Raw genomic sequence first — 14,478 nt, 5'->3', positions numbered from 1 at the left:
TGCCGGCTGGAACAACCGAGACACGATGGGAGCGACGGCGTTGGGCGGTCGGATACGGCGAATGTGGTCCCGGCTCAAGGGGGCCGGCCGTCCAGCAGTGTTGCCTCCCGGGGGCACGGAACCGCCGGCGGCGCCCCGGGATCGGCCACTGCCGCTGTCCATCCGGCAGGAGGCGGAGTGGGTGTTCCACTGGGAGGCCGAGGGCAATACCGGGAATCTGCCGCTCCTGCCACGGCTTACCGGCCCGCTGCGCCCTGTCGCCCTGCTCTTCGCGGTGCGCGACGTGATCGGGCGACACGAGAGCCTCCGTACCCGGTTCCCGTTTGAGGCGGGGGAGCCGGTCCAGGTCTTCGAGCCACCCGGCGTCGCCGTTCCACCACTCGTCGACCTGGGCGGTCTGGATCCGGAGGCGCGGCGGGCGGAGGTGCTGCGGATCGAGGCCGAGGCGGTCGGCCACAGATTCGACCCGGCCGGCGCGCCGCCGGTGCGGGTGGCCCTGCTCCGGCTGGACCCGGCCGACCACGGGCTGCTGCTCTGCATCTCGCACTTGGCGGCCGACCTGTGGTCGATGTCCCTTCTCACCGGCGACCTGCGTACCTGCTACGAGGCGTCGTCCACGGGACGGCCGGCGAAACCGCCTCCGGCCCGGTCTCAGCAGGCCGACCACGGCGTGCGGGAGCGCGCCTACTGGACCGCGGACCGGACGTCGTCGGAGCTGCGGCGCTGGCGGCGCCGGCTGGCGGGGGTCGTCCCCGTGCCGTTACCGGCCGACCATCCTCGCCCGGACGGGCACGACCTGGCCTGCTTCTACGTGATGACCAGGCTGGACTCCGGGCTCGGCGACCGGTTGCGGGAGTTCAGCCGCCGCCGGGGGGTGACCCTGTTCGTCACGATGCTCGCGGCCTTCCACGCCCTGCTCGCGCGCTACTGTTCGGTTGAACGCCCGGTGACCTACTCGTCGTCGGCCGCCCGCAGGTCACCCGCCGCGCAACGCGTGGTCGGCTGCTTCTCCGACTACCTTGTCGTGGTCGGGGACTGCTCCGGCGACCCCACCTTCCGGGATCTCCTGGCCAGGACGCGCGATGAGTGCTTCCGCGCCCACGACCATCAACGTCTGCCGTTCCCCTGCCTGGTGGCGGGGGTGGATCCGGAGCGGGCACTGCGCCCCCATCCCCTCAAACAGGTCGGGTTCAGCATGCACAACACGCCACCGGCCGTGCTCGAACTGTCGCCCGAGATCACGGTGGGAGGCTTCGGGATAGAGGTCCCGGAGCTCGACGAGAGTGTGCTGTGGACCGCGGACCTCTTCCTCGAAGCCTATGACTACGGCTCGGGAGCGATTCAGCTTGATCTGACGCTCAGCAGCCGCCTGTTCGAGACGGCCGCCGGGCAGCGGTGGGCGCAGCGGTACCGGCGGGTGCTCGAACAGGTTGTCCGTGATCCCGGCATCCGCCTCTCCCGGCTCGACATCCTGATCGACGGGGAGAGGGCGCCGGCGCGGGCGGCGGCGGAACCTCGTGTCCCCGGGGAGGGAACCGTCGCCGGGCTGCTGTCGCGGCGGCTCGCCCGCACGCCCGACGCCGTCGCGATCAGCCACGCCGGCCGTCAGCTGTCGTTCGACGGCCTGGCCCGCCGGGCCCGGGCGGTGGCGGCCCTGCTGAGCACGCGGTCGCAACCGCCGGGGCGGCCGGTGCTGGTGCTGCTCGACGACCGGCAGGATCGGATCGTGGCGGCGACCGCCGTGCTTCTGGCCGGTGGGGTCCCGGTCGACGGCGCCGGTCCGCGGTGGAGCCCCGGCCGTTTCCAGCGGCTGGTCTCCGCGCTCGGCACGCCCACCGCCATCACCGGCGGAACGTCCGCCGGCGCGTGGGGCGTCTCCGCGCGGAACACGGTTGACTTCGCGGCTGGGGCCGCGAAGTCGCCGGCGCCGGTCAGGGCGACGACGCATCCGGAGCTGGCCGCGGCCGTGGAACCCTCCGAAGTGGATGATCAGTGGGTTGTTCTGCCCCATCGCGCGCTGGTGGCCGAGGCCGTCGCCTTCACGGACGCGGCCCGCCTCGGGCCGGGGAGCCGGATCGCTCTGCTGGACGATCGGGGCGGGACGGCCGCGGCCGTCGCCTTGGCGCTCCTTTCGGGCGCCACCCTGGTGTTCCCTCACGACAGACCAGGTGATACCGGCATATGGAGCACATCAGAGCAGATCACTGTGATCCAGGCCGAACCGGAGCGGTGGCGGCAACTGCCGGCAGCCGGTATCCGTACCGAGGCCGGCATCGACGTGTGGTGCGGCCCGGCGCCGGTGCCGGCGCGCCCGGTCGCCGAGCTCGCCGCGGCCGGTTTCCGGGTGTGGGGAAGACACGGCTGGCCGGAGGTCGGTGAGACGCTGACCGTGGCCCGGCTCGACGCGGAGGCGGGGGTGGAGCGCGGGGTGGGGAATCTGGGCGTGCCCGCCGCCGGACGCGCGGTGTCCGTCGTCGATCAGGCAGGCCTCCCGGCACCCACCGGCGTCGGCGGCGCGCTGGCCGCACCCGTGGCCGGGCTCTGCTACCTGGACGGTCCGAGGGTGACCGCGGAGCGGTTCGGCCCGGACCCGGCGGGGAGGGGTACCCGGCGTCATCGGAGCACCCATCGCGGGCTCCGCACGACCCAGGGTGCTCTTGAGCTTTCCGGCCCCGTCGCCGGATACGTGTCTCTGGGTGGTCGCCTACTGGAAACGGAGGCGCTTGAGCGGGCGCTGGCCGAGTTGCCCGCCGTCTCGGCGGCGGTCGTCACCGCCGGACTCTGGCCCAACTCCTTCGGTATGGCGGCGCCGACGCTCGTCGCCTGGATGGCCGGCAACCGGACGCCGACGGAGGAGGAGGTCCGGGAGCATATGCGAGACAGGCTCCCCCGCGGCCATGTGCCGCAGGTTCTGGTCTGGGTGCCGCCGGATCGGCTCGCACGGGTACGCGCCTTTCGTGACGCGGGCGGGGATCCGCCGGCATCGCTCCCCGGACCGGACGACGCCGCGCTCCTGCCGGCGGGCCAGGCTCCTCCTCACACGGCGACCGAGCGGCGGCTGGCCGCGTTGTGGGCCGGGGTGCTTGAGGTCGAGGAGGTCCGTCGCGCCGACCACTTCTTCCGGGCCGGCGGCACTCCCGGGCACGCCGTTCGGTTGCTGCACGCCGTCGCTGGGGAGTGGGGGGTAGCGGTGCCGCTTGGCGACTTCCTGGCCGCGCCGCGGCTGATCGAATTGGCCGAGTTGATTGATCTGTTTAGCCGCGGGCTTTCGCGGTGAATTGTAGTGCGCCATTCTGGTCCTGCCCAAAAATGTTTGGATCCCGACCTATAATGCGGGAGGCCGGGGACGGCCCGATGTCCGGGTCCACGAGATCGCCGGCACGTTCAGCCTGGGCGGCCGGCCCAAAAATGTGCGTCCTCATCGGTGAGGAACGTCCCCGCTCCGGCGTGTAACCGCGCTTCACCGGTGCGGGCGAGCACCGCTTTACCTGTTTCGTCCCCAAAACTCCCGGCGGGCAATCGGCCGCCTCCGCGTTGTGCCGCCGGCGCCGCGCCGTATACGGAGGCCGTATCCGGACCACCGGGGAAACCGGCTCCGGCCTGCCGATACGCGACGTCGCCGGGGGTCGGATCCGGTGTGGGACGGCCGCTCCGGCCGACCGGAATCCGACCTGAATGTAGATTCTTCAACTATCACATGAAGGTCACGAAATATTGAGGATGGCCATAGTGTTTTCTGGAGATCTGTTGATATGATTCTGTTGCCAATGTGAGGTTCCCGTGCCGTCAGCGAAACCTGGTGTGGGAGGAAGTTGCTATTTGAGGCGATAGTCGATCCTATCGGGAGGCGACAGCTATTCAAAGCAGCAGCCGGCTCTTGCGTAAGGATGACGGCCATTCCGGGGTGGCGGCCGTTCTTCCGGCCGGGCCTGGGCGGGAGAGCGGTTCACGGCCGCCCCGCGACCGTCCTGCAGCCGCCGGCATCGCTCGTACACCATTGAATCGACAAATTCTGTAGAACATCACAAAAGGGTCCTGGCGGACCACTGTGCTGGGGAGGCAGACAGTGTCTGAAATGGCGAATGCCGGGTATCGGGTCTCCCCGCTGCAGCGCCATCGATGGGCGCGTCGGCTCGATGGCCGCGAGCAGCGGTACGCGCAGCTCGGGATCCGCGTGGAAGGGCGGGTCGACGTCGCGCGGCTCGCCGCCGCGGTGCGAGCCGTTGTGGCCCGGCACGAGTCCCTGCGCACCGGCTTCGTCGGTCCGGCCGGACGCGCGGCCCCGCTGCAGGTGATCAACGAGCCCGGGCCCTCGCCGTTGCGTGTCGCGGAGTCACCCGGCATCTCCCTCGACGCGCTCTGCCACGACGAGCGCACCGGCCTCGATCCCGTCGAAGGACCGGCCTTCCGGGCCGCGATGGCGAGCATCGCCCCGGACCGGTCGTTCCTTGTCCTCAGCGCCCACGCCCTGGTCGGTGACCGCCGCTCCCTGCGGTCGGTGCTGGCGGAGATCGCCTCCGCCTACCGGGCGGACGACGCGGTGCCGGAGCGGGAACCCCCGATGCAGTACGCGGACTTCGCCGCCTGGCACGACGAGTTGCTGAGCGCCGAGGACGGTACGGCGGAGCGAGCGGCCTGGGCGGCGCACCTCACCCCTGAGCTGTTCGATCCGGTGCCCGGGGTGGTGGAGACGGAAACCGGCGCCGGGAGGTGGCGGTCGCACCGGGACACGGTGGACCCGGAGCTGCCGACACGGCTCACGGAGTGCGCGGCCGCCTGGTCCAGTACCCCGCAGGCCGTGCTCGCCGCCCTGTTCGAGGTCCTCGCCTGGCGGTTCTGCGGGGAGCGCGACGTGCTGGTCGCCGGCGTCGCCTCCGGGCGCTCCTACCCCAGCCTGTGTGACGCGGTCGGGGCGTTCGAGCGGGAGGTTCCCGTCGCCTGCCGGTTCACCCCCGGCACCCCGTTCCGGGAGCTGCTGGCGGAGAGCGGGCGTCGGCGCGCCGAATGGACGGAGCGGATCGACCACCTCGATCCGGGCAGGCCGGTCGGCCGCGCCGGGAAGCCGGCGGATCCGTTCTTCGCGTTCGACTCCGTGGACTCACCGGAGCCGCTCGAATCCGGCGGGGTCACCTTCGTTCCGGTGCTCGAAGCCGCGACCGCCGACGCCGCGCTCCGTTTGACCTGCGTTCTCGGTGAGAACCGGCTCACCCTCGACGTCGGCTACGACGATGGGCGGGTGCGCCGGGCGTACGCCGCGCGCGTCGCGGAGTGCTTCGTCATCCTGTTGCGGAACGTACTGACGGACCCGGACACTCCGATCGGCGAAATCGGCATGCTGTCCGGCGATGAGCGCAAGCGCGTGCTCGCGTCCGGACGGGGACCGGCCGTCGACCATCCGGAAACCCCGGTGCACCGGGCATTCGCGGCGCAGGCACGGCGGACCCCGGACGCGGTGGCCGTGGTCGCCGACGGCACCGGCACCACCTACTCCGAGCTCGACGCCCGAGCCGACCGGCTCGCGCGCCGGCTGGCCGGGCTCGGGGTGCGCCGGGGGGACCGGGTCGTCGTCTCCCTCGGACGGTCGGCGGAACTGCTCGTCGGCATCCTCGGTGTGCTCAAGGCGGGCGCCGCGTTCGTGCCCGTGGACATCGCCTATCCGGTGCGACGGCTGGAGTTCGTACTGGAGGAGACCGCGGCCCCGGTGCTTCTCACCAGCCGTGAGTCGCGCGGCCGGCTGGGGGCGTGCGAGGCGGCCGTCCTGGCCCTTGACGAGGAGGAGGAGGCCGGCACCGGGCAGGACGCCCCGCCGGCGGTGGAGGCGGGTCCGTCCGATCTGGCCTACGTCATGTACACCTCCGGCACCACCGGGGTCCCCAACGGTGTCCGGGTGACACACCGGGGCCTGGCCAACTACCTGCGCTGGTGTGCCGAGGCCTATCGGTTGCGGGAGGGGACCGGGGCGGTGGTGCACTCCTCCATCAGCTTCGACCTCACACTGACCGCGCTGCTGGGGCCGCTGCTGGTCGGGCAGCGGGTGATCCTGCTGCCCGAGGAGGCCGGGGTGGTCGGGCTGGTGGCGGCGGTGCGCTCATGTCGCGACCTCACCCTGGTCAAGCTGACTCCGACCCACCTCGACGTGGTCAACCAGTTGCTGGGGCCCGCCGAGGTCGCGGGCGCCGTCCGCACCCTCGTCGTCGGCGGCGAGGCGCTCCGCGCCGAGAGTGTCGAGCCGTTCCGCGCGGCCGGCACACGGGTGGTGAACGAGTACGGCCCCACCGAGACGGTGGTCGGCAGCGTCGCCCATGTCGTCGACGAGAGCACCCCACGCTCGGGGCCGGTCCCCATCGGCACCCCGATCGCCAACACTCAGGCGTACCTGCTCGACCCGAGGCGGCAGCCGGTGGCCGACGGCGTGGTCGGTGAGGTCTACCTCGGCGGGGCCGGCGTCGCCCTCGGCTACCTCGACCGCCCGGAGCCGACCGAGAGCCGTTTCCTGCCCAGCCCCTTCGGAGACGGGACGCTGTACCGCACCGGCGATCTCGCCCGCCGGCGGCCGGACGGCACCCTCGAATACCTGGGCCGGGTCGACGACCAGGTGAAGATCCGCGGCGTCCGCATCGAGCCCGCCGAGGTCGAGAACGTGCTGAGGCGGCACGTGGCGGTGGGCGAGGCGGTGGTGGTGGCCCATCGGGACGAGGATCCGGGCCGCTCCTCGCCGCTGGCCGGCGAGCTGATGCTGGTCGCCTACGTCGTACCCGCGGACGGGGCGGCGGCGGCCGGCCCCGCCGGGTTCGCCGAGCACTGCCGGAGACACCTGCCCGACCACCTGGTTCCGGCCGCGTTCGTGGTACTCGACGAGCTGCCGGTGACCGCCAACGGCAAGCTCGACCGTGCCGCGCTCCCCAAACCGGCCGGTCACACCGCCGTCGCCGCCGACTATGTGCCGCCGCGAACCGCCACCGAGGAGATTCTGGCCGCCGCCGCGGCGACCGTGCTCGGCCTGGACCGCGTCGGCATCGACGACAACTACTTCGCGGTCGGCGGCGACTCCATCCGCAGCGTCATGATCGCCAGCCGGGCACAGGCCGGCGGCGTCGATGTCACCGTCGCCGACCTGCACCGGCTGCCCACCGTGCGACAGTGCGCGGCGTACCTGGACGCGCGGGAGGAACCCGAGGGACCGCCCCGCACCGAGCCCTTCGCGCTGGTGCGCGAGGAGGACCGGACGCGGATGCCGGCCGAGGTGGAGGACGCCTTCCCGTTGAACCTGTTACAGGAAGGCATGATCTTCCACCGCGACTTCGCCGCGAAGTCGGCGGTGTACCACGCGATCGCGTCGGTGCGGCTGCGTGCCCCGTTCGACCTGGACGTGATGCGCGTGGTGGTTCGCCAGCTCCTGGAGCGGCACCCCATGCTGCGCACCTCGTTTGACATGTCCACCTTCAGCCGGCCGCTTCAGCTCGTGCACGGCGTCTTCGAGACTCCGCTGCGCCACGAGGACCTGCGCGAGACGGCGCCCGAGGAGCAGGACGCCCGTATCGGCCGGTGGATCGAGCGGGAGAAGGAGCGCGGCTTCGACCTGGACGAGTACCCGCTGATCCGGTTCACGGTGCACCGGGTCGCCGACGACGTCTTCCAGTTCACCTACGGCTTCCACCACGAGATCGTGGACGGCTGGAGCGAGGCGTTGATGATCGCCGAGCTGTTCAGCCACTACTTCTCGATCGTCTTTGACGAGCCAGTCGCGATCCGGCCGCCCACGTCGACGATGCGGGACGCGGTCGCGCTGGAGCTGGCCGCTCTGGAGGACCGGCGAAACCACGAGTTCTGGGACTCCTACCTGGCCGACGCGACGTTGATGCGGCTGCCCCGGATGGACGCGGGCCCCCGGGCGGACAAGGGCGACCGGCAGATCGTGCGGATCGAGATCCCCGTCCCGGTCGAGCTCTCGGACCGGCTCAAGGGGCTGGCCCTCGCCAACGCCGTCCCGCTCAAGACCGCTCTCATGGCCGCCCACATGGCCGTCATGTCCACCTACGGCGGCCACACCGACACGTTGACCTACACCGTCACCAACGGCCGGCCCGAGACCGCGGACGGAAGCACCGCGATCGGGTTGTTCGTCAACAGCCTGGCGTTGCGGGTGCGGATGACCGGCGGGAGCTGGCGCGACCTCATCCTCGCCACCCTGGAGTCCGAGCGGGCCTCCCTGCCCTATCGGCGGCTGCCCATGGCCGAGCTGAAACGCCACCAGGGCAACGAACCGCTGGCCGAGGCGTTGTTCTTCTTCACCAACTACCACGTGTTCGGCGTACTGGACCGGTGGAAGGACCGCGGCGTCGAGCACGTGGCCGACGAGCTGTACGGCGAGTCGACCTTCCCGTTCTGCGGGATCTTCCGGCTGAACCGGGAGACCGGCCACCTGGAGGTCCGCATCGAGTACGACAGCCTGCAGTTCTCCGCCGAGCTGATGGACGGCGTCCGCGACTGCTACGTGCGGGTCATGGAGGCGATGGTCACCGACCCCGGCGCCCGCTACGACACCCAGGCGCTGCTGTCGGACCGCGACCGGGAGTCGCTCGCCTCGTTCGTGTCCGGTCCCGTCGCGCGGGTCACCGGCCGCTGCCTGCACGAGCTGATCGAGGAGCAGGCCGCCACCCGCCCGGACGCCGTGGCGGTGCAGCTCGACACGGCGATGCTCACCTACCGGGAGCTGAACCGGCGGGCCAACCGGCTCGCGCACATGCTCCGACGGCACGGAGTCCGCCCGGAGACGACCGTCGGGGTGCTCGCCGAGCGCTCCGTCGAGCAGATCGTGTCCCTGCTCGCGGTGCTCAAGGCCGGCGGCGCCTACCTGCCGCTGGAGCCCGGCCAACCGGATGAGCGGATCAACGCGCTCGTGACGGCCGGCGGTGCCGGGCTGGTGCTCGTCCAGCGGCATCTGGCGTCCCGTGTCCCGGACGGGCCCGGCGCGATCGCCGTTGACCCGGGGATCGGGGTCGCCGCGGACCAGCCGGACAGCGACCCGGCCAGCGGTGCCGTACCCGCGAACCCGGCCTACGTCATGTTCACCTCGGGCTCCACGGGACAGCCGAAGGGAGTCGTGGTCGAGCACCGCAACGTCGTCGCCTCGCTCGCCGCCCGCGCCGTGTCCTACGGCGGCGAGGCCGAGCGGTTCCTGCTGCTGTCCTCCTTCGCCTTCGACAGCTCGGTCGCCGGCATCTTCTGGCCCCTCACCCGGGGCGGGACCCTGGTGTTGCCCCGGGAGGGTCTGCAGACGGAGCCCGCCGGGCTCGTGGAGACCATCGCCCGGAACCGGCCCACGCACACGCTGGGCATCCCGTCGCTGCTCGCGCCCGTCATGGAACAGGCCGGCGCGGGAGAACTCTCCTCGCTGCGCGTGCTGATCGCGGCTGGGGAGCCGTGTCCCACCACCCTGCTGAGGGCCTGCGCGACGGCGCTGCCCGGCGGTGTCCTCGCCAACGAGTACGGGCCCACCGAGGCGACCGTGTGGACCACGATGTGGTCCGGCGCCCAGGCGCCGGACCGCCCGCAGCTGCCCATAGGCTCGCCGGTGGCCAACACCCGGGTCGACGTGGTCGACCCGCACGGCCGGCCGGTGCCGATCGGCGTGTCCGGAGAGCTGTACCTCGGCGGTGCCGGGATCACCCGCGGCTACCTGGCCCGCCCGGCCGACACCGCGGCCTGCTTCCGGCCGGACCCGAGCTCACCGGGCGCGCGCCGGTACGTCAGCGGTGACCTCGGCCGGTACCTGCCCGGCGGACAGCTGGAGTTTCTCGGCCGGGCCGACCACCAGGTCAAGGTGCGCGGGTTCCGGGTCGAACCGGGCGAGATCGAGGCGGTGCTGGAGACCCATCCCGCCCTTCGGCGCGCCGTCGTCATGGCACGCGGGGAGAACGCCTCGGACCAGGTGCTCGTGGCGTACGTGCTTCCCACTCCGGGGCAACGGCCGGAGCCGGCCGAGCTCCAGCGGTACGTCCGCGATCGGCTGCCGAAGTACATGGTGCCCTCCGCATGCGTCGTGCTCGACGCCGTCCCGCTCACCGCGACGGGCAAGGTGGACCGGGCGTCGCTGCCGGAGCCGACCCACGCCGAGCTGACGGGGGGCCGTGACTACCGGCCCCCGCGCACCGAGACCGAGCACGCGCTCGCCGCCATCTGGGCCAACGTGCTCAAGCTGGACCGCGTCGGCATCGCCGACCGGTTCTTCGACCTCGGCGGTGAGTCGCTGCGCGCCATGCAGGTCACCGCGGCGACCAATCGAATGTTCGGCACCAAGCTGTCGGTGCGATGCCTGTTCCAGACACCCACCATCGCGGAGTTCGCCCCCGAGGTGGACCGGGCGCGGCTGGCCGGGGCCGGGGCCAGAGACGGGGACGGGGCGCGGGCCGTCGCCGCCGGGGACGGGGCCGGCCGCGCATGACGACGACGGCGAGCGGCGAGACCGGGGACAGGGGCCGGGGAACGCCCCTGACCTCGGCTCAGCGAAGGCTGTGGTTCCTGAACCACCTCGTGCCGGGCGGCGCGGCGTACAACATCTGCACGGCCATCGAGATGACAGGACCTCTGGACGTGACCGCGCTGCGGGCCGCGGCCCTTCGCGTCGGCCGGCGGCACGAGGCCCTGCGCGCCACCTTCGACATGGTGGACGACCAACCACGGCAGTGGTTCGACGCCCCGGCCCCACCGCTGCGCCTCGTCGACCTGTCCGGGCTCGGCGGCGCCGCCCGGCCCGAGGTTGAGCGCCGGCTGCGGGACACCGCCGCGCGGCCGTTCGAGCCGGCGGCCGGGCCGCCCGTCGCGTGGCTCCTGTTCCGCCTTACGGCCGACCACCACGTCCTGGTGTTCTCCGCGCACCACATCGTGTTCGACGGGGGGTCGCTCGCGGTGGTCCGCGGCGAACTGGAGGCCGTCTACCGGGCGGCCCGGCGGGGGCGTCCGGACGGGCTGCCGGACCCCGCGCCGGGCTATGGCGAGGTGGCCGGCCGTGAGCGTGAGCTCCTCGGCGAGGACGACCTGGAGTTCTGGCGTTCCGCGTTGCGGGACGCGCCGGCCCGCACCGCGGTGTTCGGAACCCCCGCGCCCCCTGGAGACGGCAGGCCGGCGCTGGTCGTCGACCGGCTGACGGTCACCGAGCTGGACGTCGTTGACCGGCTGTGCCGGCGGGAGGGCGCGACCCACTACACGACGCTGCTGGCCGCGTTGGCCTGCCTGGTGTCCCGATACTCGGGGCAACGGGACGTCGTCCTCGGCTCACCGGTCGCGCTGCGCGGGCATGAGGCGCTGTCCGGTGTGGTCGGGATGCTCGTCAACACCCTGCCGCTACGGCTCCGGCTCGACGGCGACCCCACGTTTCGCGAGGTGCTGGCCCGGACCCGGGACACGCTTCTGGACACGTTGGAGCATCAGCTGACGCCGTTGGAGGAGATCGTCGACGCGCTCGCCGTGACGCGCGACCCCCAGGTCAGCCCACTGTTTCAGATACTGTTCGCCTACCAGCGGCGGCCGGAGCCCCCAACCCTGCCCGGGGTGACGAGCCGGATCGTGCCGGTCCCGGCGGCCGCGGCCAAGTACGAGCTGACCGTCACCGCCACCGAGTCCGCCACAGGGCTCGAACTGGCCTTCGAGGCCGACCCGGGGTACTGCGGGGAACCGGAGCTGCGCGCGTTCGCCCGGCACCTCCGTACGCTGGCCGACGCGGCTGTGCGGCGACCGGAGACCCGGCTCAGCGGGTTGCCGCTGCTGCCCGACGCCGAACGCGGTCGCCTGACCCGGTTCACCCGGCCGTCGGGGGACGGGGCGACCGAGCCGGTCCACCGCCTGGTCGAGCGCGTGGCCGGCGAGCGGCCCGACCGGCTGGCCGTGGTCTGCGGGCAGGAGCACATCAGTTACCGTTCGCTGAACTGCCGGGCCAACCGGCTGGCGCGGGAACTGCGTCGCCGCGGATGCGGCCCGGACGACGTCGTGGCCATCCGGATGCGCCGGCGGATCGACCTGGTCGTCGCGATGCTCGCGGTGCTGAAGGCGGGCGCCGCCTACCTTCCCGTCGACGTCGCGCATCCGCCCGAGCGCGTACGCGGGATGCTCGCCGACTCCGGAGCCCGCCTCGCGATCACTGAGCCGGAGCTCCGGGACGGCGTCGGCCTGCCGTGGATCGCGCCGGACGACCCGCTCCCGGCCGGGCACGCCGCAACCGACCTGGGCCTTCCCGGCCACCCGGCCGCCCTGGCGTACGTGCTCTACACCTCCGGCTCGACGGGACGGCCGAAGGGCGTGGCCATCCAGCACGACAGCGTCGCCGCCTTCCTGGGCTGGGCCGGTGAGACCTTCACCGCCGGCGAGCTCGCCGCGGTCCTGGCCACCACCTCCGCCGGCTTCGACCTCTCGGTGTTCGAGGTGTTCTGCCCGCTCACCACCGGCGGGACCGTGGTGCTGGCCGAGAACGCCCTGCGGGTACCGGAACTTCCCTGGGCGCGCCACGCGACGCTGCTCAACACCGTCCCCTCCGCCGCCGAGGCCCTGCTCGACGCCGACGCCCTTCCCGCGTCGCTGCGCGCGGTCAACCTCGCCGGGGAGCCGCTCCCGCACGACCTGGTCCGCGGGATCCACGGACGCCTGCCGCGGGTGGTCGTCCGCAACCTCTACGGTCCCTCGGAGGCCACGACCTACGCCACGGCCACGGTGGTGTCCGCCAAGGACGAGGAGCGCCCCACCATCGGCACGGCGATAGGCCCCGCCGCCGTGTGGGTCGCGGAGGAGAACGGCGAGCCCGCGCCCGCCGGCGTCGTCGGCGAACTGGTCATCGGCGGCCCCACGGTCGCGCGCGGATACCTGCGGCGGCCTGGGCCGTCCGCCGAGGGCTTCCGGCCCGACCCGTACGGCCCCCGGCGGCTCTACCGCACCGGCGACCTCGCGCGACGCGGGAACGACGGCCGGCTGGTGTTCCTGGGCCGCACGGACGACCAGGTCAAGATGCGCGGTGTCCGCGTCGAGCTCGGCGAGGTGGAGGCCGCGCTGCGCGAGACCGGCCGAGTGCGGGCGGCCGCGGTCGTCCCGACCGGCCGGAGCGCGGCCGACCTCCAGCTCGTCGGCTTCGTGACCCCGCTCCCGGGGGTCACGACGGTGCCCGAGGAGTTGCTGGCCGCGCTCCGGTCGCGGCTGCCCTCGGTGATGGTGCCCGTGCGACTGGTCGTGCGGGATTCGCTGCCGTACAGCGGCAACGGCAAGATCGACCGTGGTGCGCTCGCCCGGATCGCCGGTGTGGAACGGCCGTCCCCGGGCTCCGGGGTCGCGCCCCGCACCACCCTCGAACGCGTCATCGCCGACGCCTGGTGCGAGGTCCTGGGCCTGGACGGGGTGGGCGTGCACGACGGCGTCTTCGAGATCGGCGGGACCTCGCTGGCGCTGCTGCGGCTGCATCGCACGTTGTCCACGAGGGTCCGGCCGGCACCGGCCCTCGTGGACCTGTTCCGGTTTCCCACGATCGCGTCGCTCGCGGCATTCCTCGCCGGGCAGGACACCGGCCAGGGGAGGTCCGAGACCGAGGACACCGTCCGGGCGCGGTCGCGTGGCGCGCGCCGGCGCGCCGCCGCCCGCCGGACGGCACGGGGGGCGGAGGCGTGACCGGTCCCGAAACCGACCCGATCGCCGTGATCTCCCTGGCCGGTCGTTTCCCCGGCGCGGACGATGTGGCCGCCTTCTGGGAGAACCTCCGCGCCGGGCGGGAGGGCATCACCCGGTTCAGCCGCGAGGAACTGCTGGCGCGGGGCCGGGACCCGGCTCAGGTCAACGACCCCCGTTTCGTCGGCGCGGAGGGGGTGCTCAGCGACATCGCCGGGTTCGACGCCGCCTTCTTCGGCTACTCCCCGCGTGAGGCCGAGATCATGGACCCCCAGCACCGGCTCTGCCTGGAGGCGGCCTGGGCCGCGTTCGACTCGGCGGGGTACGACCCGGCGACGCTCGTCGAGCCGGTAGGCGTGTTTCTCGCCGCAGGCCTCAGCTCCTACCTGGTGCGGAACCTGTTGCCCAACACCGGCCTCACCCGGCTGGTCGGCGGCTTTCCACTGCTGATCCACAACGACAAGGACTTCGCCGCCACCACGGTCTCGCACAAGCTGGGCCTGACAGGACCGAGTTACGCGGTCGGCTCGGCCTGCTCGTCCTCGCTTGTCGCCGTCCACCTGGCCTGCCACAGCCTCCAGTCCTTCGAGTGCGACATGGCGTTGGCCGGTGGGGTCTCGCTCCAGGTGCCGCAGGGCCAGGGCTACGTCTACGCCGAGGACGGTATCTACTCGCCCGACGGCCGTTGCGCGGCCTTCGACGCCTCGGCCGGTGGTACGGTGGGCGGCAGCGGCGTCGGAGTGGTGCTGCTGAAGCGGCTGTCCGACGCGGTGCGCGAGCGGGACCGGGTGCACGCCCTCATTCTCGGTACGGCGGTCAACAACGACGGCGCGAACA

The 14,478-nt window shown here is 72.6% G+C and carries 4 protein-coding genes (1 of these 4 only partly in view); all 4 read left to right on the top strand.

Translation table 11 applies throughout. The annotated features are described in order from the left end of the window. Positions 1-25 precede the first annotated feature (25 nt). Positions 26-3,277 carry a condensation domain-containing protein gene (locus ABZ194_RS07285; protein ID WP_355593336.1) on the top strand — a complete coding sequence of 1,084 codons (3,252 nt, stop codon included), beginning with the start codon at positions 26-28 and terminating at the stop codon, positions 3,275-3,277. Positions 3,278-4,075: 798 nt separating this feature from the next. Then, positions 4,076-10,444 carry an amino acid adenylation domain-containing protein gene (locus tag ABZ194_RS07280; RefSeq protein ID WP_355593334.1) on the top strand — a complete coding sequence of 2,123 codons (6,369 nt, stop codon included), beginning with the start codon at positions 4,076-4,078 and terminating at the stop codon, positions 10,442-10,444. Beyond that, on the top strand, positions 10,441-13,644 hold the full coding sequence (locus tag ABZ194_RS07275) for an amino acid adenylation domain-containing protein (protein WP_355593332.1): 3,204 nt from the start codon (positions 10,441-10,443) through the stop codon (positions 13,642-13,644). Before ABZ194_RS07280 ends, ABZ194_RS07275 begins: the two co-directional genes overlap by 4 nt. Beyond that, positions 13,641-14,478: the 5' end (the start) of an SDR family oxidoreductase gene (locus ABZ194_RS07270; protein WP_355593330.1), read on the top strand. It continues 4,880 nt past the right edge of the window; only the first 838 of its 5,718 coding nucleotides appear in the window; it begins with the start codon at positions 13,641-13,643; its stop codon lies beyond the right edge, outside the window. The genes ABZ194_RS07275 and ABZ194_RS07270 overlap by 4 nt, the downstream gene beginning before the upstream one ends.

Source organism: Streptosporangium sp. NPDC006007, from assembly GCF_040614315.1.
Lineage (GTDB): Bacteria > Actinomycetota > Actinomycetes > Streptosporangiales > Streptosporangiaceae > Streptosporangium.
This window is presented reverse-complemented; position numbering and strand designations above follow the sequence as displayed.